This is a genomic window from Oceanobacillus saliphilus (assembly GCF_023522835.1).
In the GTDB taxonomy this organism is placed as follows: domain Bacteria; phylum Bacillota; class Bacilli; order Bacillales; family Amphibacillaceae; genus Oceanobacillus; species Oceanobacillus saliphilus.
The window spans coordinates 93,349-115,743 of record NZ_JALCZU010000006.1 but is presented as its reverse complement, the minus strand read 5'-3'; the positions used below and the strand labels follow the sequence as shown (position 1 = coordinate 115,743).

Genomic DNA, 22,395 nt, shown 5'->3' with positions numbered 1-22,395 from the left:
GTTAGTGGGTCAGGTTTTTCACGTTATACATCCCAGTCAGGCTAGCTTACATAATAAAAGACTAGATTCTAATTTAGATGAGGAAATTTGTTCGATAACGAAATACTTCAAATACGCAAAAGAAAGAGTGGATAATCATGAAAGTGTCTTTATTTGTCACCTGTCTTGGGGAAATATTTTATCAGGATGTTGCTAAAGATGTGGTGGAAGTTCTGGAGAGACTTGGCTGTGAAATTGATTTGCCAGCAGGTCAAATCTGTTGTGGCCAACCTGCATTCAACAGTGGTTATCGAAAGGATGCGAAAAAGGCAGCAAAACAGATGATTACAAGTTTCGAAGACTCGGAGTATATTGTTTCCCCTTCAGGTTCCTGTGCAGCAATGCTCAAGGAATATCCAGGTCTATTTGAAGAAGACAAAGAATGGCAGGAAAGAGCTCAAGCTATTGCGGATAAAACGTATGAGTTTACCCAATTTATTGTTTCTGTTCTGGGTGTTGAGGATGTGGGGGCAGTCTATCCAGAGCAAGCTACTTACCATAGCTCTTGTCACATGCTCAGGTTACTAAAGGAAACCGAGGCACCATTTAAACTTTTGAAAAATGTAAAGGGCCTTGAATTACTACCACTTAAAAACAGCTATGACTGTTGTGGGTTCGGGGGAACTTTTGCAGTGAAAATGGGTCCGATATCGGAACAAATGGTGGATGAAAAAGTCAGACATGTTCAGGAATCTTCAGCCGCTGTGCTGATTGGCTCTGACAACGGTTGTCTCATGAACATAGGAGGACGGTTAGATCGAAGGGAAATACCGATTAAAGTGAAGCATATTGCTCAAATATTAAATACGCGAGCCTAAGGGAGGTATTTTTACATGCCAATGAAAATTGGAGAAAAGCAGTTCTTTGATCGGATTGAAGATGCCTTGCAGGATGACTTCATGCGTCATGCGATGGCATCAGCTCAGGATAGATTACGTGGGAAAAAGCTTGCTGCAACCGAAGGAGATAAAACGATTGGTGATTGGGAAGAATGGCGAAGTGCTGGTGAAGAAATTCGCAGGCATACATTGGAGAACCTTGACTTTTACTTGGATCAGTTAAGTGAAAATTTCGCTGAACGTGGTGGACATGTATATTTTGCTGAAACAGCTGAAGATGCTAACCGATATATCCAAGATGTTGCCAGGAAAAAGAATGCAAAGCATGTAACCAAATCAAAATCAATGGTTACAGAAGAAATTGGTCTGAATGAAGCATTGGAAGAAATCGGATGTCATGTACATGAAACAGACCTTGCTGAGTACATTTTGCAGCTGGATGATAAAGATCGACCGTCTCATATTGTTGTTCCATCCCTTCATAAAAATAAAGAGCAGATTCGTGATACATTTAAAACGAAGGTAGGCTATATGGGAACTGAAGAACCACGAGAGTTAACAGCTTTTGCCAGGAGCCAGCTTCGTGACGTGTTTATGGAAGCGGATATTGGAATTACGGGTTGTAACTTTGCTATTGCGGAGTCTGGTTCTCTCTCCCTTGCAACGAACGAAGGTAACTTGAATATGGTTACAACCTTTCCGAAGACACAGATAACGGTTATGGGTATGGAACGGCTAGTACCGACCTGGGAGGAAATGGACGTTTTAATCAATTTATTAAGCAGAAGTGCCGTGGGGCAAAAGATAACGACGTATGTAACGAATTTGACACCAGGCGTGGAGGAAGATTGTGTTGATGCACCAAAGGAGTTTCATCTTGTCATTTTGGATGCTGGACGTTCAAGGGCATTGGGCACGGAGTTTCAATCGGCTCTTCATTGCATCCGATGTGCAGCCTGTGTGAATGTTTGTCCTGTGTATCGGCATATTGGAGGGCATGCTTATGGTTCCATTTACCAAGGACCAATTGGCGCTGTACTTTCCCCTATTCTTGGAGGTTATGAGGAATATGGCGAACTCCCTTTCGCATCTAGTCTTTGTGCCGCCTGTACGGAAGCTTGTCCTGTTAAGATTCCACTCCATGAACAATTAATCAGGCACCGGGAAAATTATGTGAAGGAAAAAGGAAGGGTAAAAGCAAGTGAAAAAGCAGCCATGAAAGCATTTGGAATTGGTGCAAGCACACCATCATTGTTTCAAATAGCTGTGAAGGGCGCACCGATATTTATGAAACCGTTCATACAAGATGGCAGTATTTCGAAAATTCCAGGTCCTATGAAGCCTTGGACAGAAATCCGTAAATTTCCTTCACCCGGGAAAGATAATTTTAGAACCTGGTTTAAAGAACATCAAAAGGGGAGGCAGTAGTCAATGGCTAAAGGCATCATTCAAAATAAGGATTCTTTTTTAAATAATATTGCTGATAAGCTTGAACGAAAACGTAAGGAAGATGTCTCCCTGCCAACGTGGAAACACCAGCCACAATGGCAGGTTTACAAAAATGAATCGACTGACGGCCTAATGGCAGCTTTTCAAAAAAACAGTACAGAAAGAAATGTTGATGTGTATGAAACACAGCAATCGGAGCTTTCTGTAACGATAGAAAAGATTATAAACGAATACGGTGGAGACTCTATCGTCATTACAAAGGATAGTAGGTTTTCAGAATATGGGCTCACTTCCTTATTTGATACAACCCAAACACATATATGGGACACTGCAGCCGGTAAAGAAAATATTGAGAAAGCTAAACATGCGGACATAGGCGTATTTTTTAGTGATAAGAGTTTGGCCGAGTCTGGTACGATTGTTCAATTCAACGATAAGGATATTGCCCGTTCCGTAAGTCTGTTGCCGATTACGTATATTGCTATTGTCCCAAAATCAACCATTGTACCCCGAATGACGCAGGTCACTCACGAGATTCATAAACTTGTAGAGAATGGTAAGGAAATTCCAACCTGTGTCAACTTCATTTCCGGACCCAGTAATAGTGCTGATATTGAAATGGACATCGTTGTCGGGGTACATGGGCCGGTTAAGGCAGTGTATGTAGTAGTAGCAGATCGCTAAATATTGCTTTGTTTAAATGCTGAATGATTCGGACATGGCGATAAATTCACGTACAGCATGTGGCACGTATTTGTCCTTTTTCCAGATCATGCCTAATTCCAGATTGACGACAGGTCTCGTAAAAGGAATCGCTTTAATTTTATCACTGTTAATCTGACCGCAAATTTTACTAGGTAATAAGGCAACACCTAATTTTGCTTCAACCATCTCAATCATAAAATCCTTTTGTGAGCTCTCACATACGATATTTGGATAAAATCCATGATTTTCACATGCTTCAATAATCCTGTCATGGAGGGAGAAATCATGTCGGTACATAATAAAGGGCTCTTTTTCGATATGGGAAAAGCCAATGGATTCTCTTTCCGTTAACGGATTGTCTTTTTGTACAACAAGCATTAATGGATCTTTTAATAGTTTAATTGTCTCAAAGTTTTCTTTTTGAATGGGGAGATTGCAGATTAATCCAATATCCAGTTCGCCTTCATTAACGCCATGTTTAATTTTGTTACTTCCAACCTCATTTAAGATCAAATTAATGGAAGGATAGGACTCTTTGTATTTACTTATTAATTTTGAGAAAAATGCTGCGCCAATAATCGGGGGAATCCCGATTTTTATTTCACCTTTTTTTATATTAATGACATCATTTAGTTCAGATGTTAAATTTTCGAAAGCATCAAGAACAGTCTTCGCATTGACTAAGAACGCTTTTCCTGCATCCGTTAGATCCAATTGTTTAGCGCCTCGATAAAAGAGTGGAGCACCTAGCTCTGTCTCAAGGTTTTTAATTGTTTTACTTAATGAAGGCTGTGATATATGAAGAATGGAAGCTGCTCTCGTGAAGTTGAGCTGTTTCGCAACTTCTGCAAAATATTCAATTTGTCTTATGTCCATCATGAGCACCCTCTCAAAATATTACTGACTTTAACCTAATTATACGGTAAGGTATAGCCAAAAGGAATAACATTCATGCAAAACATGTATTTTTGTTTCTGATAATCTCCTATTAGAATAGTTGATAGAGGGATAGGAAAGGGAGGAATTATGTATGACGGATTATGTGAAGGTGGGCAATCTTCAAGTTGCCAAAGTACTTTATGATTTTGTTACTTCGGAAGCACTACCAGAAACAGGGCTTGATGTTGAAAAATTTTGGACAGATTTAGGTAAACTTGTCTCCGATTTGGCTCCGAAAAATAAAGCCTTATTAGTTGAGCGTGATGAATTACAAAAGCAGATCGATGCATGGCATAAAGAAAACAATGCATTTGATTCCAAAACATATGAAGCATTTTTAGAAAAAATCGGCTATTTGGAGCCTCAGACAGAAGATTTCAATATTACGACCGAGAATATCGACGATGTCATTACGGTACAGGCTGGACCACAGCTCGTGGTGCCAATTGACAATGCACGCTATGCCATTAATGCTGCTAACGCACGCTGGGGTTCACTTTATGATGCACTATACGGAACAGATGCTATAAGTGAAGAAGACGGCGCTGAGAAAAAAGATGCCTATAACCCTATCCGTGGCGAAAAAGTAATTGCATTTGCTAAAAATTTCCTTGATGAAAACGTACCACTTCAAACCTCCTCACATCTAGACGTAACGAACTACACCATTGATAGCGGGAAACTAATCGTAACCCTTAAAAGCGGAGAGACAACGGAACTTGAAGATATTGCTAAATTTACTGGTTACCAGGGGTCTGCGAAAAATCCTGATGCTGTGTTATTTAAAAATAACGGTTTACATTTTGAAATTCAAATTGACCGTAATCACCCAATCGGAAAAACGGACCCGGCTGGCGTTAAAGATGTTTACTTGGAGTCCGCAACCTCCACCATAATGGACTGTGAAGATTCTGTAGCAGCTGTAGATGCCGAAGATAAAACACTTGTATATCGCAACTGGCTGGGCCTGAACAGAGGAGATTTAACGTCTGTATTCAGAAAAGGGGAAAAAGAATTTACGCGTACATTAAACCGTGATCGTGTCTATACAGGAACGGACGGTGAAGAGATTACACTACCTGGTCGTGTGCTGATGTTTATCCGTAACGTTGGTCACTTAATGACGAACAACGCAATGTTGGATGAGAACGGGCAGGAAGTACCTGAAGGAATTATGGATGGTGTGTTTACAAGCTTGATGGCTAAACACGATCTATTAGGTAATAGTCCATACCAAAATTCTACGAAGGGTTCTGTCTATATTGTTAAGCCGAAGATGCACGGATCCAAAGAAGTGGCTTTTGCAAATGAATTATTTAATCGTATTGAAGACATGCTTGAGATGAAGCGCAACACACTTAAAATTGGCGTAATGGATGAGGAACGCCGAACCAGCTTGAACTTGAAAAATTGTATAAATGAAGTAAAAGAACGTATTGTTTTCATTAATACTGGTTTCCTAGATCGCACAGGTGATGAGATTCATACCTCCATGGAAGCAGGCCCAATGATTAGAAAAGGTGAAATGAAATCATCAACTTGGCTGACTGGCTATGAGAAAAATAATGTCCGTATTGGCTTGGATACCGGTTTAAAGGGGAAAGCGCAAATTGGAAAAGGGATGTGGGCCATGCCGGATTTAATGGCTGCTATGCTGGAGCAAAAAGCTGGCCACTTAAAAGCAGGTGGAAACACCGCCTGGGTTCCATCACCGACAGCCGCAACACTGCATGCGCTTCACTACCATGAAATTGACGTTCGAAAAGTTCAAGAGGAACTTCAAAAAGATGTGCAGAATTACCGTAAGAACATTTTACAAATTCCAGTTGCAGAAAATACAGACTGGTCTGCTGATGAAATTCAGAACGAGCTTGATAACAGCGCACAAACATTGCTAGGTTATGTTGTTCGTTGGGTAGAGCAGGGTGTTGGCTGTTCAAAAGTTCCGGATATTAACAATGTAGCGCTTATGGAAGATCGTGCCACATTGCGTATCTCTAGCCAAATGTTAACCAACTGGCTTCACCATGGTATTTGTACCGAAGAACAGACGTTAGATACACTGAAACGTATGGCCAGAATTGTTGACGAGCAAAATGCAGGAGATGCATTTTATCGCCCAATGGCACCTAACTTCGAAGATTCTATTGCATTCCAAGCAGCATGCGACCTTGTTTTCAAAGGGAAAGAACAACCAAGCGGGTACACGGAACCGATTCTTCACAGTCGCCGTCTGGAAGCAAAAGAAAAGTACCACGTAAAAAGTTAATGGATGGGAGGGACTAGCAGGTCCCTCCTTCTCTTTGTTCTTTGATTCGACTCGGAACGATTGTTTGTCGAGTTAGAGCTGGTGCCCGAGTTTCAGTTTCGGTATAGCCAAATTGTTAATGGACAAAGTTCTGAGCAACCCAGGTCCTCCGCAACCAGAATTTCGCTAGTATGGAAACTTGAATACATAAAGGCTCCGCATTGTTACTATTTGACGAAAAGTATAAAAGAAGATAGTATCGTATAAATATTTGCATTCTTTTGAAAACAACCTTGACTTTGCACGATTACAATGGTTTACTAAAGAAAAAGTTATCAGATATCTGATAAGTAAACGAGCTTCGTAATCGAAGCAGAGGGAGGTCTTCAAGTGCTTCAAGCTGATAAAATATCGAGAAAAAAGGTTTCTGAGATTGTTGTTGAACAAATTGAAGGATGGATTCTTTCCGGTAAAGTTGAGCCTGAGGAAAAATTGCCTTCTGTTAGAGAACTGTGTGACATGTTTGAAGTGGGACGCTCGGCCGTGCGTGATGCGTTAACAACATTAAAAGGAAGAGGACTTGTCGTCATAAAGCATGGGGAAGGTACCTTTGTCTGCCGTACTGATACCAATTATCTGCTTCCTAACGTACTAAGCCTGAGAAAAAGAGACATTCGTGAAGTTTATCAAGTTCGTAAGATTTTGGAGGTTGGTATTGTTGAAATGGCTGCAATTAACGCAACCGTAAGTCAACTGGGTCCAATGGAATTAGCATTGAATGACTTAATAGAGGCTAAAACATTAAAAGGGTGGAAAGCAGATTATGAATTTCACCAGGCGATTGCAGAAGCATGTGGTAATGAAATATTGATCGAATCGTTGAAAGCGGTTTCGGAATCAATGAAAAAGGGCATGATGGACTGCCATCGAATCATTTTATCGGATTCGAAATTATCATCCGATGTCAGCATGCAGCATACTGCAATTTATGAGGCTATAAGAGCAAATGATTCCATAAACGCTCGTGAAGCAATGCTAAGTCACCTTACATATGTAGAAGCGTTACTTCATAGTCACCTGCAAGATTCAAGTAATGAATGAAGGAGGAACTGGAACATGATTACTTCTGGTACGGAAGGTGTTTTACCAATCGAGGACATTCTACCCAAAGAACAAATCAAACAGAATGATGAACAAAAGCATCCGCTTGGTAATGGCGGGATACAGATGATGGAAGCCTACTCTGAAGAAGATATTTCAAGTGTGCTCGCATATGCAAATGAACATGATAAAACGGTAAATGTTATATCTGGTGGAACGAAGCGGGGATACGGCGGAATAGTTGAACTGGCCGATATTTTGTTGTCGCTTGCAAACTACAAGGGAGTCGTCGATCATTCCGTTGGTGATCTGACATTGACGGTGAAACCCGGAACGACGTTAAAAGAAATTACAAATGCATTAACTAAAACCGGACAGCGTGTCGCATTTGATACTCCCTGGCCGGAGCTGGCAACGATTGGTGGCATTGTCGCAGCAAATGACAGCGGTCCTAAAAGACTGCTTTACGGATCTGCTAGAGATTTGGTTATCGGCACGAGAATTGTTTATTCGGATGGAAACGTTATTCGCACAGGCGGTAAAGTTGTAAAAAACGTGGCGGGGTATGACATGAATAAGCTTTTCATCGGTTCGATGGGAACACTTGGTGTAATTAGTGAAATCACGATTAAACTACGTCCACTCCCAAAATACGAGGGACTATCTCTGCTGCATTTTCTGAAAGGCAATGAACAGGATATTCGTGATTTTTCTGTGAAGATTCTCGATTCGATGATGGAACCGGTCTCTCTGGAGCTTTTAAACCCTACGCTTACTGAAAAGATGAATGGTAAACATTGCTATACACTTGCAATTGCATTTGAAGATCGGGAAAATGCTGTTCTGGAACAGGAAAAATGGGTGAAGGAACATTTACCAGTCGGCGTGGAACATACCGTAATGCATGAAGAAGAAGCAAGGCAGTGGTGGGAAAAATTCCGTCATTTGGGTCCAAACGGCTACAATGATGAACAGCATGATGCAGCTACGCAAGCTGCCTTAAAAGTAGGAAGTAATAATTTGGATGTCCTCGTTAACCTGGAGCTGGCTGATAAACTTGCTGCGATGCATGCTGTCTCAATTGAAGCGCATGGAGGCTTAGGCCATGGAATTTCACGGGTATTTGTAAAGGGGTCTTCCAGCAATATTGTTTCATACATTAGAGAATTTCGCACAAAGGTAGAAAACGGCCACGGGTATGTCGTTTGTACACATTTACCATTTCAATTAAGGGAGACGGTTGGAGTTTGGGGTGAAAAGCCAGGGTACTTTGCACTGCTACAAGGTATTAAACGAACAAACGACCCGAAGGTAATCCTAAACCGCCATCGATTTGTAGGAGGTATATAGAATGAGTGTGCATGAGAAGGGATTAGCAAATTTGGTAGAGATTGCAAAAAACGGGGTAGCATGTGAAACGAAGACGTTAGGAAACTATCTTTGGGATGATCTTCCTGATGAAAATAAATGGGCAGACTGTGTTCACTGTGGCATGTGTCTGGAAGCTTGTCCGACGTATCAGGAAACAGGTGAAGAACAACATTCACCAAGAGGGCGTGTTTATTTAATCAAAGCTGTAGCGGAAGGCAAAATTAATGTCAATGAAGCATTTTCCAAACCTGTATTTGATTGTTTGGATTGTCGTGCTTGTGAAACTGCATGTCCTGCAGATGTGCAAGTGGGTGGTTTAATTGAAGAGGCTCGAGGTCAAATTCGCCAGGCAATGCCTTTAAAAGGATTTAGTGGAATGATCAGCAAGACAGCATTAAAAGGTGTTTTTCCACATCAGAATCGTTTGAATATGCTTGGTGGGTTCATGCGGTTTTACCAAAAGAGCGGGGTCCAAACTGTTGTAAGAAAAACAGGGATGCTTAACGTCATGCCAACCCACTTGAAAGATATGGAGTCCGTTCTTCCGAAAGTAGGAAAACCGGTGCTAGGCAGGTATCCGGAGATTGTACCAGCTGAAGGTGAGACAAAGCAACGGGTAGGGATTTTAACTGGCTGTGTCATGGATGTCATGTTCAGTGATGTTAACGAAGCGACCATTCGTGTGCTGACACATAACGGATTTGAGGTTGGTATGCCAAAACAACAGGGATGCTGTGGGGCTCTTCATATTCATGCTGGAGATCGAGAAACAGGGAAAATGCTTGCAAAACAAAATATCGAGGCTTTTAAAGATTACGATAAAGTACTAGTAAATGCAGCAGGCTGTGGAAGTGCACTGCAGGAGTATCACGAACTATTCAGAAATGATCCTGAGATGCTGCCTTTAGCAAAAGAATTTTCAGCAAAAGTTGAAGATGTTTCCAAGTTTTTGTATGACACTGATTTTAAACGTCCAAAAGCAGAAGTGAAAACCAAAATAACGTACCACGATGCATGTCACCTAGCACACGGGCAAGGTGTACGCTTTGAACCTCGTCAGCTTTTAAAAGAAATTCCAGGTGTGGAGATGGTGGAGTTACCGGATGCAGACAGATGCTGTGGCAGTGCAGGAATCTACAATCTCACACACCCTGAGATGGCAGGGGCACTTCTTGACCGTAAGATTGATGACATCCCTGAGAATATTGAAATGATTTCAATGGGCAATCCTGGTTGCATGCTTCAAATCGCGATGGGTGTAAAAAAACATGGCAGAAGTGAAAAGGTTGTCCATACCATCCAACTGCTGGATTGGGCTTATGAAAAAGATAAAGAGGAAGCAAGCAAACAAGTTAAATCGTAATGATAAAGGATGTGAGAAATTTGTTTGGAAAAAAGCGTCAAAGACAAAAACCCGATGCTGTTGTACAAAAATTAATGGATATTGTTGGCGAAAATGAAGTTCTTTATTTGAAAGAAGATCTCATTTCTTATGAATGTGATGGCTATACGATGTCAAAAGGTATGCCAAAAGCGGTTGTTTTTGTAAAAAGCACAAAACAGGTTACAGACGTTGTGAAATGCTTAAACAAAGAAGAAACCCCATATATCGCACGCGGTGCTGGTACCGGTTTAAGTGGAGGAGCGACACCATTGGGAGGGGAAGTGCTGATTAGTCTGGTCAAGATGAAGAAAATGCTTCATCTTGACTTGGAAAATAGAAAAGCAGTTGTTGAGCCAGGTTTTATTAACCTTAAGCTGACACAATCTATTTCGGACAAAGGCTACTATTACGCACCAGATCCTTCAAGCCAATATACATGTACAATTGGCGGTAATGTCGCTGAGAATTCAGGTGGCGCCCATTGTTTGAAATATGGCGTTACGACGAATCATATCTTAGGCCTTGAAATTGTACTTCCTAGTGGTGAAGTCATTGAACTTGGTGAAGAAGGTGTTCCCGATCGTCCGGGATATGATCTGCTTGGCCTTTTGACTGGTTCAGAAGGAACGCTTGGCATCGTAACTAAAATCACAGTAAAAGTATTAAAAAATCCTGAAGGGAAGAAAACCGTTCTTGCTTATTTTGATGAAATCGATGATGCAAGTAAAGCAGTTTCAGAGATTATTGCTGCTGGGATCATTCCAGCAGCACTTGAAATGATGGATTCTATTGCCATTGAAGGTGTGGAATCAGCTGCCTATCCAGTTGGACATCCAAGAGACATTGCTGCCTTTCTGCTTATTGAAGTAGATGGGATTGCCGCTGGAATTGAAGACCAAATCGATGAGATTCTTACTGTATGTAAAAATAATAATGTCCGAGAAGTAAAAGTGGCGAAAGATGAGGCAGAGCGTGGTCTTTGGTGGGCAAACCGAAAGATGGGCTTTGGAGCAATGGGGGCAATCTCTCCTGACTATCTTGTGCAGGATGGCGTTATTCCCAGAACACGCTTGCCTGAGGTCCTTACAAAAATCGCTGAAATCAGTAAAAAGTATGAGCTTCGTATTGCGAACATCTTCCATGCAGGCGATGGAAATCTACATCCACTCATATTATACGATGCGAGTATTCCGGGTGAAAGTGAGCGTGCATCCAAAGCGGGTTCCGAATGCTTAAAGGCTTGTGCAGATGTTGGAGGTTCGATTACTGGTGAACACGGTGTCGGAATTGAAAAATCAGCTGAAATGCGCTTTATTTTCAGTGACGAAGAAATAGCTGCACAAACAGATATACGAGCTGTGTTTAACCCAAAAAATCTATTAAACCCAGGAAAACTATTCCCACAACCTGGTCGTTGTGCAGAAGTGAAAAAGGAATTAGTAAAAGCTTAAAAAGTTTGTTCAAAAAGTCCGGTATAAAAGAGAGGGGTGGAAAAATACCCCCTCCACAAATGAATTAGAGGAGTGGAAACAATGAAATTCGCTAGATTTAAAAAACAAAATGAAGAGGCAATTATGCAAGGAATTGTAACGGGTGATCAGATTCAACAAATTGAGGGGAACATATTCTCTGATTGGGAACATACAGATTTCATACATAATCGAGAAGAGGTTGAACTATTAGCCCCACTTACACCAAGACATGTGATAGGTATTGGCGCAAACTATGTTGGTAAAACAGATGATTTACCTTCTGAACTTCCTGAAATTCCTGTATTTTTTTATAAACCAATTTCATCCATCATAAGTAGTGGAGAACCAATTGTTATCCCAACTGGAATAGAAGAAGTGAAATTTGAATCAGAGCTAGCAGTTGTGATTGGCAAACGTACAAGCAACATTTCAGAAGAACATGTAACAGACTATATTTTTGGCTATACGGTAGCCAATGATGTAACGGCACCGCAATTCTTTCATGAAGCTGGACATTGGATGGTAGGAAAATCATTTGACACGTTTACACCGCTTGGTCCATATATCGAAACAGAACTCGATCCTGACAAAGTAACGGTTGAAGCATATTTAAATGGCGACAAGAAGCAGGATAGTTCTACATCGCTTATGATTGTTTCCATGAGAAAGATGATCGCTTACTTATCCAGCGTGATGACACTGGAAGCAGGCGATGTGATTCTTACTGGTAGTCCACTAGGGGCAGAAATGATGAAATCTGGGGATGAAATCATCTGTCAAATTGCTGGAATTGGTGAGCTTCGTAACGCTGTAGAATAAGGTTGAATTGTACCACTAATAAAGGAATGGAAAAGCCAGGTGATTCATAAGTTATATAACAATATCAAATTTAAAAAATGATGTTGTTATTTAATATAATTAAACCTTTATAACATGGTAACTGGCAATAAATCCCATACTTTAAAAATAAAGGAGGGTTGAGAATTTTGGGTAGGGGATATTTGCCGTAAAAGTCCGATTGATAAGGGCCTAAAGGATGCAGTCAAAAAAGCGTTGGGACAGGACGTTGTAACTTTAGCCCTTGTTCTTCTTTACAAGTGGGGGAGAAAAAGCTCTCACTGATGAATTTTTACTTTATAAGGGGGGATTGAAATTGGGGAATGGATTATTAGCTGTACTGGCTTTATTACCAATTATTGTTGTTGCTGTTTTTCTAGTCGGTCTTAAATGGCCGGCAAGTAAAGCAATGCCGCTTTCCTATATTGTAGCTGTCTTACTGGCTCTATTTATTTGGGATGTAGCATTTCCACAAGTCGCTGCTGCTTCTGTTCATGGGCTTATCGTAGCTGTCACGCTTTTATTTATTATTTTCGGTGCGATTTTATTATTGAACACACTGCAAGAAAGCGGGGGGCTTCACACCATTCGTCGCGGTTTTACCGATATTACACCGGATCGCCGTATTCAAGTAATTATTATCGCATGGCTTTTCGGTTCATTTATTGAAGGTTCAGCAGGTTTTGGTACACCAGCTGCTGTCGCGGTACCATTATTAGTTGGGTTAGGCTTCCCAGCGATGGCAGCAGTTGTATCCGGCATGGTTATTCAAAGTACACCAGTATCATTTGGGGCAGTTGGAACACCAATGATTGTTGGGGTAGGTACAGGACTTGAGCCGCTCACTCAAATCACAGATATTTCCACGTTTGTATTTGGTGTTGCGGGGAAAGTAGCCTTACTCCATGCCATTGCGGGGCTATTAATTCCATTGTTTTTAGTCGCCATATTAACTAAATTTTTCGGGAAAAACAAATCATTCAGTGAAGGCTTAAAGGTCTGGAAGTTCGCAATATTTGCTTCGCTGGCGATGACTATGCCATATTTGTTCGTTGCTAACGTGTTAGGACCTGAGTTTCCTGCAATGATTGGTGGCTTAATAGGGTTGGCTATTGTTATTCCTGCTGCTAAAAGAGGATTCCTTATGCCTAAAGAAGACGATATTTGGGACTTTGAAGCAAAAGATCGCTGGGATCCAACTTGGACAGGACGTGTCGAACTCAAACATAGTGATATTTATGCAGGTAAAATAAGTATGTGGAGAGCATGGGCTCCCTACGTGATGATTGCTGTTCTTTTACTAATATCAAGACTAACTGTAGTTGGAGATTGGCTTAAATCTGTAAAATTAACACTTCCCAATATTTTCGGTTCAGCAATATCGTCCAGTTGGGAAATTCTATTTTCGCCGGGCTTTATTTTTATAGTCGTTGCGGTATTCACATATTATCTCCATGGAATGAAAGCCAGGGAATTCGCGAGAGCTTGGAAAGATTCCGGTAAAACAATGATAGCTGCAGGATCGGCTTTAGTTTTTACTGTTCCGATGGTTCAGGTATTTCTTAACTCAGGTGGCGGAGCGGCAGGTTATGCGGAAATGCCAATCGTATTAGCAGAAGGTGTTGCCGGTCTTGCAGGGTCTGTGTACCCAATCTTTGCGACGTTTGTCGGAGGACTCGGTGCATTTGTAGCTGGTAGTAATACGGTTAGTAATATGATGTTCTCGCTCTTCCAGTATGGAGTAGGTGATCGGATTGGTGGGGACGCAACTTGGATGGTTGCACTTCAGGCTGTTGGTGGTGCTGCAGGAAATATGATTTGTGTGCATAACGTTGTTGCAGCGTCAGCGGTAGTAGGTCTTGTAGGGAAAGAAGGTCATGTTATTCGTAAAACACTTCTTCCGTTTTTCTATTATGCCCTGTTGATCGGTTCGATTGGTTATTCCATTATGTGGACAGCTGATAAAGGTATCTTCAACATTGGAATCATTATCTCCGTTCTTATTTGGGCAGTCGTCATCTATATTATCGCAACCAACAACAAACGACTGGACGCAATAACTCGAAAGAATAATGTAGCTTAACGGAGGTGCCACTGAGGTGCCTGTCACTACCCGAATAATGTCATAATATGCCGAAAACCGAACAGTGCCTGGCACTGTTCGGTTTTCCTCTGGTAGGGTTGCAGGATTTATAGGAGCTGTTAGGGCCAACTTGCAAGGTTACTATTTGTGATTGGTTTTTGGCAGGCACGTTTTCAAGGGAAATGATAAAAACAGCACCTTGTTTCATGAAAGATTCATAATTACTTTCTAGAGCAATATCGATTTGTTTAAGTAGATGTCTTCTAATAGCGTTTTTTTCTATCATTTGAGAAACTGGGAATAATGACTTTTTCCTAACAGGCACTTCATTTGGCATCGTTGTATGCATTTTTATAATCTGCAATTAACGAATACATTATTAAATTTCACCTCAACTGTGATCTAGATGTTTATCGACAACTAAACTATATCAAAAGTTGAGGTGCTTTTGCTTTATAAATACAATTGCCAAAGTGCATAATAAGGTACGGAAAGTTTTACACAGATATTGGTTAGATTTCATTATTCCTCTGCGAACAAGCCTATAAATATGTCACTAAATATAGACTCATATTTTCAAATATATTATAATCAAATAAGGAAAGTAGGTGGTTCGATGGGAAGGTAAAACTATATGACCGATTCAGCAATGGCTCCGTAACTGTATTTTTACTTCATATGTTGAATCATCACGTACGGAAAATCAAATCGAATATACTTATTTTTTAGCAGGAAGGAAAGTATAAAACTTTCCTTCCTGCATAAGTGCGACTAAGGCTGTCACCGAAAGACTTGGTGACAACCAAGTTTTCTAAAAAAATCAGGAGGTGAAGTCCTTGTGTCGATGGCACAAGGATCTTAATTGGACATAGATACCATAATAAGTTTACTTGCAGTTGCAGTACTTCTAGCTTTAGCCGCTTTCTTCGTAATGGCAGAGTTTGCGATTGTAAAAGTTCGAAGTGCTCAGCTAGAACCGCATATTGAAAATGGAAGGAAGTCAGCGATATACGCTAATAAAGTTGTGACCCATTTGGATGAGTATTTGTTCACTTGTCAACTCGGTATCACGGCTACTGCAATCGGGATCGGGCGTCTATCGGAACCTGCATTCGAAAGCCTACTGCATCCTATTATTGGGTCACTGAATATAAGTGGAGGACTTGTTACAACTTTTTCCATTGCTATTTCTTTTGCATTTGCAACGTTCCTCCATATTGTTGTGGGAGAACTTGCACCAAAGACATTGGCAATTCAAAAAGCCGAGCAGGTTACATTGTTTGTAGCACGGCCTCTTATTTTCTTTTATCGACTTCTCTTCCCGTTCATTTGGTTCTTAAACGTTTCAGCACGACTCTTAGCTCGTTCTGTGGGACTGCAGCCCATGACTGGTCACGAAGCATCGCACAGTGAAGAAGAATTGCGCTTGATTCTTGCAGACAGTTTTAAGAGTGGTGAAATCAATCAATCAGAAATGATGTATGTAAACAATATTTTTGATTTTGATGAACGCGTAGCAAGGGAAATAATGGTTCCTCGTACAGAGATGGTATATCTTTCAAAAGAGGACAGTTTTGAAGCTAACATCGAAATCATTCGTGATGGACAGTTTACGAGATATCCTGTGGCTGATGAAGACAAAGATAATATTATTGGTTTGGTGAATTTGAAAGAGGTTTTTACTGGTCAATATGATGAGGACAAACCTCATACGATAGAAAAGTTCATTCGTCCAATTATTCATGTATCAGAAGCGACCCCAATTAAACAGCTATTGGTTAAAATGCAAAAAGAGCGGATTCATATGGCAATCGTTAATGATGAGTACGGTGGCACTGCCGGCCTTGTAACGGTTGAAGATATATTGGAAGAAATTGTTGGTGATATTCGTGATGAATTCGATGAAAATGAAATCCCGGATATCGAGGAAATTGACGAGAAAACGATAGTTGTTTCAGGTAAACTGAATTTGGATGAAGTAAATCAACGTTTAGGAATACTCTTGGAAGATGATGAAGTAGATACGATTGGTGGTTGGTTCTTCACGAAAAACCTTGATGCTGAAGTAGGTTCGTCCATGGAACATGATGGCCATGAATTCATCCTTGATGAGAAAGATGGATATCAGATTAAACGGATTAAAATTGCAAAAATAGTATAGATACAATAAAAGGCATACCTGCTAGCAAGGTATGCCTTTTTGTATGATTCTGTAAAAATAAAAATATATTATTTCCTTCACTTGTTTAATTTTGACTCAACTTTAAAACCCAATAAAATACGTACAAATATTTAACTGGATATAATTAGAGTGCCAGCCACAAAATAATTTGGTTTCTTGTTCCGTCTGTAAATGTTTATTTACATCAGGTTTAGGATAAATAACTAATATCATTTCTTTAGGAGGTTATCTAAATTTTATGGCTATAAATAAACAACTAAAAGAGTTGGAGAATGTCATAATGGAAGGAAGCAACAAAGTTTTTACGATGTACTTAAATACGGACCCGGCTGATCCTGACCAACAAGGTGGAGAATGGAAGATCCATTTCAAAAATGGTATGCGGAACTTTGAAAGTTACTTGAAAGAGGCAAATGACAAAGAGGAATTGAAAAACTTTCAGCTCGTCAAGAAAAACGTTGAAAAGTTTATAAAGGAAAGTGAACAACAGCAATTAAAGGGAATCATTGTATTTGCTACTGCTGATGAAATGGTATGGTATGCAGACATTGTCCAAATGCGATTGGAGAATGAATTTTACTGGCAGGAAACACCTGAATTAAATCAACTTAAACAAATTGAGGAAACATATCCTAAGACAGGGATTATCCTTGTCCAGCAAAATGAGATTAAAGTAATCGATTCCTATTTGAATCAAGTGGAGGACACGCTCTCCTATGAGCTTGATGTGGAGGAAGAAACATGGAGAGTTATGCAGGGGCCACGGAAAGCTAATTCCACAACTGGGCTTGGATCTTCCAATATTCAAAAGGATAATTTTGAAGCGCGTTATGAAGCTAATCAAAAACGATGGTACAAAAGCATTGCTCCTAAGCTTGATAAACAGGCGAAGGATAGAAAATGGGAAAAAATAGTTGTCATAGGAGAACCTTTTGCATCTAAAGAATTGTCAAATCAAATGAATAAACAAGTGAATGAAATAATCCAGAAAAATATGCTTGATCATGAAGAGACAAAAGTTATGAAGGAGGTTTTTAGCTGAGTGACAAGAAAAAGACAGTGTCTGTATAAGCAGACACTGTCTTTTTTCACAAGGAAGTATAAAATTTTTTCCTTTCATAAGTGCAACGAAGACAAACGTCCAGCCCTTGGACGTTTGCCTTCGTTTTCTAGTTATTCTTCAGTCAAATATTTTTCATTTACAAAGCCTGTAAAATCAGGTGTGGTGATTTTCACCCATTCACTACCATCGTCCTCAACTTCTACTTCCTGATTAAGTATCAGTACACCGGCAATTTCGTAATCCGTGCCTGGTCCACTTCGGACATTAAGTAAATCCACAGATACAATTCGAGTGGAATGAGTAATTGTGTTATCCTCTTGTGATTCTTCAGCTCTTTTGCTATTTGCTTCATCTTCAACGGAAGCATCTTCTGTTTCTTCGTCATCAGCTGTATCTTGAAGATGGTCATTACTAGAATCAGACACACTGTTAACCTGAATTTCCGGATTCATAAAGTTATGTTGCATGATCGCTACAAAAGCGATAAAGCCTGCAGATAAAATAAGTAGTATTCCAAATAGAATTCCTTTTCGGTTCATTTTTCAAATCTCCTATAAAATAAATGTCTAGAAGTAGTATACATGAACTGACAGCAAATTGAAAAGAACTGGCTGTTAGTTCCAGTTCTTTTCGTTTTTTAATAGTTACCAAGTCCACTTGCAGGTGTTTGGATAATGACCGGATTTTCGCTGGATCAAGCCATCCAACGTATTACCCAGTTATTATACATGAAATATTCAACAAGTTAGAAGGAAAGCATTACAAGAAGGTGAGGATAGTAAAAACAGCTAAAATCGATACACTAAACGAGCTTAATACATAGATACCTGCATAGATGTATTGCTGATGCAGCAATAGTTGCAGCGTCTCATTTCCAAAAGTTGAAAAAGTGGTATAAGCTCCGCAAAAACCAACTCCAAGCAAGAGCCAGATTTCATCGGACAGGGAGCCTTCCGTGTAGAAATGGTATAAGAATGCCAAAAACATGGATCCTGTTATATTGGCAATCCATGTAGCAGGTAATTTTTTGTTCCATTTAATAGAGATGGAATACCTTGTAATACTTCCTATGAAACCACCAAGGGCGACTAATAATAAATTCATCTGGAAACCTGCTTTCCAGCTTTGTCGGCAAATTGATATCCAAGATAACTAAAAGCCAATCCACCAATGAAGGTAATGACGATGTAACTGAGAGCTGCGATTGGATTGGCGTCCCACAATTGAACATATTCTACAGCAAGAGCCGAAAAAGTGGTGAATGAGCCAATTAGGCCGGTTGTAAGAGCACCGAACACAGCAGCTGATAGTTTTTGCTTCATGAAGGAATGATTTAATAGGTATGCTAACATAAAACAGCCTATTAAATTGACAATCAATGTTGAAAAGGGAAATCCGTTCGTGTCAACTAGTAGGGAAATGCCGTAACGTCCACTTGCACCGATCATTCCCCCAATACCTATTGCAACATACAATTTCATTTACATTTATGCTCCTTTGCACATTGGACACAAACCATAAATTTCAAATTTATGACCTTCAATTGCATAGTTGGCAAGTGACTGCTGAACTTCATCCATCGGGCAGACTTCTATTTCTTTTGTTTTACCGCATTCATTGCAAATAAAATGATGATGATGGTGATGTGTACAATTCATCCGAAAATGTTTTTCGCCATTTAGTTCTGTAGATTCAAGTATTCCCACTTCATTGTATAAATGTAAGTTTCGATAGATCGTATCAAAGCTGATTCCTTCATAGCTATTTTCCAAATAGGTGATTAAGTCTTTAGCTGTACGGTAGCCGTCTGCTTTTTCAAAATAAGCAAGAATATCTTTTCTTTTTCCAGTCGTTTTATAGCCTTTATCCTTTAAAAGATCAATTGCTTCCTTTATGTTCATGCTGAATTCCTCGCTTTCTCGGGTTTGGAACGGATTCGTTTTATTCCGATGGCGATTAGTAAGATAATAATGGATACCATTACTATTGTTCCGCCTGGAGGGATACTTAAATAATACCCAGATACTAATCCTATAATAACAGATAATTCTCCAAATAATATCGATAATAGCATCATTTGCTTAAAACCTTTGGCAAGTCGCATGCTTGCTGCCACTGGCAAAGTCATAAGTGCAGAAACGAGCAGCACACCTACAATACGGATGGAGGCTGCAATAACAAGTGCTGTCAAAACGATAAATAATAAGTGAATCCGTTTTGCGTGCAATCCGGAAATAGTCGCATGTTCTTCATCAAATGATAGGGTGAAAAGCTCTTTATATAAAAATACGACAACAAGGACAACAAAGATTGAAATACCAAGTATCATAAAAAAGTCATTTTTGCTCACTGCAGAAACAGAGCCAAACAGATAATTAAATAAGTCTGTATTAAATCCATCAGCGATCGAAATGAAAATGACGCTTAAACCTACTCCGGCAGATAATATAATCGGTATGGCAAGTTCCTGATAGGCTTTATAGATAGTTCTTAATTTTTCAATCAGTACAGAGCCAATGACGGAAAAGACCATTCCACTATATAGCGGACCGATCATTAGTCCGAATTTTTTTTCTGCCATCAATCCAAAGGCAATTCCAGCCAGTGTTACATGTGAAAGTGCATCAGCGATTAAGGAAAGTCTCCTTACTACAATAAAAGTACCAAGCAGAGGGGCAATCACGCCAATCAGCAACCCGGTTAAAAACGTATATCTTAAAAAATCATATTGAAAAAAATCTGCCAGCATAGTGTTTCCTCCAACTTTAATGGTTATGGGTGACAATATTTACGGGATGCCCATAAAATTGAGATAAATCTTTTTCGGTAAGGGAACTATATTCTTCCGGATTACCGTGGAAATGTAATGTTTTATTCAAACAAACAATATCTGTCGCATACTCCGTCATTGTACCGGTATCATGGGTCACAAGCAGCAGCGTTTTGTTCTGTACATGATGCAATTGATGCAATAACTCATAAAATCGCTTAACATTTTCGTAATCGATCCCGACAGTCGGTTCGTCCAGTATTATTAATTCTGGATCACTGACTAAAGCACGGGCAATAAATATTCGCTGTTGCTGCCCACCTGATAGATTGCCGATATTTTCATAAGCATAATCAAGCATTCCAACCTGATCGATTGTTTCCAGTATTTTTGATTTATGTGCTTTATTAATGAATTTAAAATAGCCGATTTTAGAAGTAAGGCCAGCAGAAACGACTTCAAATACGGTTGCTGGGAAGCCTTTATTAAACGAATTTGCCTTTTGTGAAACAAAGCCAATTTTATTTTGGTCCTTCAGTTTATTTATCGGCTCATTAAAAATATGGATAGAGCCCTGATCTGGCTTCAATAGTCCTAGAATAAGTTTGACTAAGGTGGTTTTTCCACCACCGTTTGGACCTACTAATCCCATGAAGGAGCCTTGGGGAATTTCAAAGTTAATATTGGCCAGAACATTTTTATTTTCATAGCTGTAACGTATGTTTTTCATGGATACTACAGGTTCTGTCATGGTAACACCTCTTTCATATTAACGCTGTGAAAAACGAAGGAAGCACCTTGAAATAAGGTGCTTGTTTTTGCTATTTTGTAGCGATGTCCAGAATTTCCAGATTGTAATTCATCAAGGATATATAATCTTCATCATTGTTAATATCTTCCTCTGTCAATACAGACAAATTATGAATGGTTAATGAATCTACTCCGATTTCACCCTGGATAACTTCTGAAACGCGATTTGAACTGTTCTGTTCAAAAATGATATAGTCCAAATCATATTCTCTAGCTTGATCAATAATTTCGGTCAGTTCTCTTTGAGAAGGTTCATTGCTTGAAGACAAACCATTGATGGCTATTTGTTCAATTCCGTATCTATCTTCCCAATAACCGAAAGCAGCATGAGAAACAAGTATATGTTTATCTTTTTTTGTTCCCAATACATCTTGATAGTTTTCGTCCAATTCATGAAGTTCCGCCTCTAATGCAGCAAAATTTTCATTATAAAGAGCTTCTTCCTCAGGGTTTACTATTACAAGCTCATTTTTAATAATTTCTGCCATAGCAATCATGCGTAATGGGTCAATCCAGATATGCGGATCTTGATCACCATGGTTATGCCCATCATGTGAATCAGCTTCTTCACTCTCGTCATGCTCCTCATCTGAATGGTCTGAATGATTATCATGAGCGTGTTCATCTTCAGTGTGCCCATCTTCGTCCTCTGAATGTGTTGAATGTTCGTCATGTCCATCTTCAGTGCGAGTTCCCGTGTGGTAGAGTTCATCGTGCACACCAATTTCTATTAAAGTTACATCTTGGGAAGCCAGTGCAGCTGCAGCACTTTCGGCAAAACCTTCCATTCCCGCACCCATATATATAAATGCAGTACTGTCTGCGATAGTTGTCATGTCTTTTGTGGTCGGTTCATAAGTATGTGCATCTACCCCTGGTGGATAAACAGTCTTCGCTGAAACAGTATCTCCGCCGATTCTTTCAACAGCATATTGAATAGGATAAATGGAAGTATAGATTTCCAGCTGATCTTCTCCTTGATGTGAAGAAACATCGTTAGCAGAAGAACATCCTGCTATAATTATACTAAAAAATAATACCAGAATCATAGTTTTTAAGTTTTTCATTCGTTATCATCATCTCCGTCCAAGATTAATTCACTT

Annotated in this window: 21 protein-coding genes; 12 read left to right on the top strand and 9 right to left on the bottom strand. The window is 39.8% G+C overall.

Features of this window, described 5'->3' with window-relative positions; translation table 11 throughout:
- The first annotated feature begins 137 nt into the window (after positions 1–137).
- Genes MN204_RS11535 through MN204_RS11525 form a run of 3 tightly spaced genes read left to right on the top strand, consistent with a single transcriptional unit; the run spans position 138 to position 3,011 of the window.
- A complete protein-coding gene (locus MN204_RS11535) occupies positions 138–857 on the top strand; it encodes a (Fe-S)-binding protein (protein ID WP_249871226.1) in 720 nt (239 codons plus the stop codon).
- 15 nt (positions 858–872) lie between these two features.
- Positions 873–2,306 (top strand): LutB/LldF family L-lactate oxidation iron-sulfur protein, encoded by a 1,434-nt coding sequence (locus tag MN204_RS11530; protein WP_249871225.1) that lies wholly within the window; start codon positions 873–875, stop codon positions 2,304–2,306.
- Positions 2,307–2,309: 3 nt separating this feature from the next.
- A complete protein-coding gene (locus tag MN204_RS11525; protein ID WP_249871224.1) occupies positions 2,310–3,011 on the top strand; it encodes a LutC/YkgG family protein in 702 nt (233 codons plus the stop codon).
- 12 nt (positions 3,012–3,023) lie between these two features.
- Here the strand turns inward: MN204_RS11525 and MN204_RS11520 are convergent, their stop codons facing one another.
- Complete coding sequence (locus tag MN204_RS11520) at positions 3,024–3,908, bottom strand: LysR family transcriptional regulator (protein WP_249871354.1); 885 nt, start codon at positions 3,906–3,908, stop codon at positions 3,024–3,026.
- Between the two features lie 154 nt (positions 3,909–4,062).
- Here MN204_RS11520 and MN204_RS11515 point away from each other — a divergent pair, with 154 nt between their 5' ends.
- The 7 genes from MN204_RS11515 to MN204_RS11485 all read left to right on the top strand — a co-directional run bounded on the left by MN204_RS11515 (position 4,063) and on the right by MN204_RS11485 (position 14,467).
- On the top strand, positions 4,063–6,240 hold the full coding sequence (locus MN204_RS11515; RefSeq protein WP_249871223.1) for a malate synthase G: 2,178 nt from the start codon (positions 4,063–4,065) through the stop codon (positions 6,238–6,240).
- A gap of 369 nt (positions 6,241–6,609) precedes the next feature.
- On the top strand, positions 6,610–7,320 hold the full coding sequence (locus tag MN204_RS11510; RefSeq protein WP_249871222.1) for a FadR/GntR family transcriptional regulator: 711 nt from the start codon (positions 6,610–6,612) through the stop codon (positions 7,318–7,320).
- A 15-nt stretch (positions 7,321–7,335) separates the two neighbouring features.
- Complete coding sequence (locus MN204_RS11505) at positions 7,336–8,670, top strand: FAD-binding oxidoreductase (RefSeq protein ID WP_249871221.1); 1,335 nt, start codon at positions 7,336–7,338, stop codon at positions 8,668–8,670.
- A 1-nt stretch (position 8,671) separates the two neighbouring features.
- On the top strand, positions 8,672–10,054 hold the full coding sequence (locus tag MN204_RS11500; protein ID WP_249871220.1) for a (Fe-S)-binding protein: 1,383 nt from the start codon (positions 8,672–8,674) through the stop codon (positions 10,052–10,054).
- Between the two features lie 74 nt (positions 10,055–10,128).
- Complete coding sequence (locus MN204_RS11495; protein WP_249871353.1) at positions 10,129–11,526, top strand: FAD-linked oxidase C-terminal domain-containing protein; 1,398 nt, start codon at positions 10,129–10,131, stop codon at positions 11,524–11,526.
- 81 nt (positions 11,527–11,607) lie between these two features.
- Positions 11,608–12,366 carry a fumarylacetoacetate hydrolase family protein gene (locus MN204_RS11490; RefSeq protein WP_249871219.1) on the top strand — a complete coding sequence of 253 codons (759 nt, stop codon included), beginning with the start codon at positions 11,608–11,610 and terminating at the stop codon, positions 12,364–12,366.
- Positions 12,367–12,700: 334 nt separating this feature from the next.
- Entirely contained in the window at positions 12,701–14,467 is a 1,767-nt protein-coding gene (locus tag MN204_RS11485) for an L-lactate permease (RefSeq protein ID WP_249871218.1), read from the top strand.
- A gap of 40 nt (positions 14,468–14,507) precedes the next feature.
- On the opposite strand, the gene MN204_RS11480 is transcribed toward MN204_RS11485, so the two are convergent.
- Positions 14,508–14,816: a hypothetical protein gene (locus tag MN204_RS11480; protein ID WP_249871217.1), complete on the bottom strand. Its 309-nt coding sequence runs from the start codon at positions 14,814–14,816 to the stop codon at positions 14,508–14,510.
- A 513-nt stretch (positions 14,817–15,329) separates the two neighbouring features.
- On the opposite strand from MN204_RS11480, the gene MN204_RS11475 reads away from it, so the two are divergent.
- Both MN204_RS11475 and MN204_RS11470 read left to right on the top strand, forming a co-directional pair.
- On the top strand, positions 15,330–16,628 hold the full coding sequence (locus MN204_RS11475) for a hemolysin family protein (RefSeq protein ID WP_249871216.1): 1,299 nt from the start codon (positions 15,330–15,332) through the stop codon (positions 16,626–16,628).
- 259 nt (positions 16,629–16,887) lie between these two features.
- The gene (locus MN204_RS11470) at positions 16,888–17,691 is read left to right on the top strand and encodes a VLRF1 family aeRF1-type release factor (RefSeq protein ID WP_249871215.1); all 804 of its coding nucleotides are present in this window, start codon (positions 16,888–16,890) and stop codon (positions 17,689–17,691) included.
- A 131-nt stretch (positions 17,692–17,822) separates the two neighbouring features.
- Here MN204_RS11470 and MN204_RS11465 read toward each other — a convergent pair whose 3' ends face one another.
- The 7 genes from MN204_RS11465 to MN204_RS11435 all read right to left on the bottom strand — a co-directional run bounded on the left by MN204_RS11465 (position 17,823) and on the right by MN204_RS11435 (position 22,359).
- Positions 17,823–18,251 (bottom strand): SH3 domain-containing protein, encoded by a 429-nt coding sequence (locus tag MN204_RS11465; protein WP_249871214.1) that lies wholly within the window; start codon positions 18,249–18,251, stop codon positions 17,823–17,825.
- Between the two features lie 220 nt (positions 18,252–18,471).
- Positions 18,472–18,816, bottom strand: a complete 345-nt coding sequence (locus tag MN204_RS11460) for a fluoride efflux transporter FluC (protein WP_249871213.1) — start codon at positions 18,814–18,816, stop codon at positions 18,472–18,474.
- Entirely contained in the window at positions 18,813–19,193 is a 381-nt protein-coding gene (locus MN204_RS11455) for a fluoride efflux transporter FluC (protein ID WP_249871212.1), read from the bottom strand. Before MN204_RS11455 ends, MN204_RS11460 begins: the two co-directional genes overlap by 4 nt.
- A 6-nt stretch (positions 19,194–19,199) precedes the next feature.
- Positions 19,200–19,613: a Fur family transcriptional regulator gene (locus MN204_RS11450; protein ID WP_249871211.1), complete on the bottom strand. Its 414-nt coding sequence runs from the start codon at positions 19,611–19,613 to the stop codon at positions 19,200–19,202.
- A complete protein-coding gene (locus tag MN204_RS11445; RefSeq protein ID WP_249871210.1) occupies positions 19,610–20,461 on the bottom strand; it encodes a metal ABC transporter permease in 852 nt (283 codons plus the stop codon). Before MN204_RS11445 ends, MN204_RS11450 begins: the two co-directional genes overlap by 4 nt.
- 16 nt (positions 20,462–20,477) lie before the next feature.
- Positions 20,478–21,233, bottom strand: coding sequence for a metal ABC transporter ATP-binding protein (locus MN204_RS11440; protein WP_249871209.1), 756 nt, complete (start codon positions 21,231–21,233; stop codon positions 20,478–20,480).
- Positions 21,234–21,303: 70 nt separating this feature from the next.
- Entirely contained in the window at positions 21,304–22,359 is a 1,056-nt protein-coding gene (locus MN204_RS11435; RefSeq protein WP_249871208.1) for a metal ABC transporter solute-binding protein, Zn/Mn family, read from the bottom strand.
- Positions 22,360–22,395: the final 36 nt, after the last annotated feature.

Excerpts from the sequence above, each read along its gene's own strand:
- MN204_RS11535 (WP_249871226.1), top strand. The coding sequence starts at position 138 with ATGAAAGTGTCTTTATTTGTCACCTGTCTTGGGGAAATATTTTATCAG.
- MN204_RS11530 (WP_249871225.1), top strand. The coding sequence starts at position 873 with ATGCCAATGAAAATTGGAGAAAAGCAGTTCTTTGATCGGATTGAAGAT.
- MN204_RS11525 (WP_249871224.1), top strand. The coding sequence starts at position 2,310 with ATGGCTAAAGGCATCATTCAAAATAAGGATTCTTTTTTAAATAATATT.
- MN204_RS11520 (WP_249871354.1), bottom strand. The coding sequence starts at position 3,908 with ATGGACATAAGACAAATTGAATATTTTGCAGAAGTTGCGAAACAGCTC.
- MN204_RS11515 (WP_249871223.1), top strand. The coding sequence starts at position 4,063 with ATGACGGATTATGTGAAGGTGGGCAATCTTCAAGTTGCCAAAGTACTT.
- MN204_RS11505 (WP_249871221.1), top strand. The coding sequence starts at position 7,336 with ATGATTACTTCTGGTACGGAAGGTGTTTTACCAATCGAGGACATTCTA.
- MN204_RS11500 (WP_249871220.1), top strand. The coding sequence starts at position 8,672 with ATGAGTGTGCATGAGAAGGGATTAGCAAATTTGGTAGAGATTGCAAAA.
- MN204_RS11495 (WP_249871353.1), top strand. The coding sequence starts at position 10,129 with ATGGATATTGTTGGCGAAAATGAAGTTCTTTATTTGAAAGAAGATCTC.
- MN204_RS11490 (WP_249871219.1), top strand. The coding sequence starts at position 11,608 with ATGAAATTCGCTAGATTTAAAAAACAAAATGAAGAGGCAATTATGCAA.
- MN204_RS11480 (WP_249871217.1), bottom strand. The coding sequence starts at position 14,816 with ATGCATACAACGATGCCAAATGAAGTGCCTGTTAGGAAAAAGTCATTA.
- MN204_RS11470 (WP_249871215.1), top strand. The coding sequence starts at position 16,888 with ATGGCTATAAATAAACAACTAAAAGAGTTGGAGAATGTCATAATGGAA.
- MN204_RS11465 (WP_249871214.1), bottom strand. The coding sequence starts at position 18,251 with ATGAACCGAAAAGGAATTCTATTTGGAATACTACTTATTTTATCTGCA.
- MN204_RS11460 (WP_249871213.1), bottom strand. The coding sequence starts at position 18,816 with ATGAATTTATTATTAGTCGCCCTTGGTGGTTTCATAGGAAGTATTACA.
- MN204_RS11455 (WP_249871212.1), bottom strand. The coding sequence starts at position 19,193 with ATGAAATTGTATGTTGCAATAGGTATTGGGGGAATGATCGGTGCAAGT.
- MN204_RS11450 (WP_249871211.1), bottom strand. The coding sequence starts at position 19,613 with ATGAACATAAAGGAAGCAATTGATCTTTTAAAGGATAAAGGCTATAAA.
- MN204_RS11445 (WP_249871210.1), bottom strand. The coding sequence starts at position 20,461 with ATGCTGGCAGATTTTTTTCAATATGATTTTTTAAGATATACGTTTTTA.
- MN204_RS11440 (WP_249871209.1), bottom strand. The coding sequence starts at position 21,233 with ATGACAGAACCTGTAGTATCCATGAAAAACATACGTTACAGCTATGAA.
- MN204_RS11435 (WP_249871208.1), bottom strand. The coding sequence starts at position 22,359 with ATGAAAAACTTAAAAACTATGATTCTGGTATTATTTTTTAGTATAATT.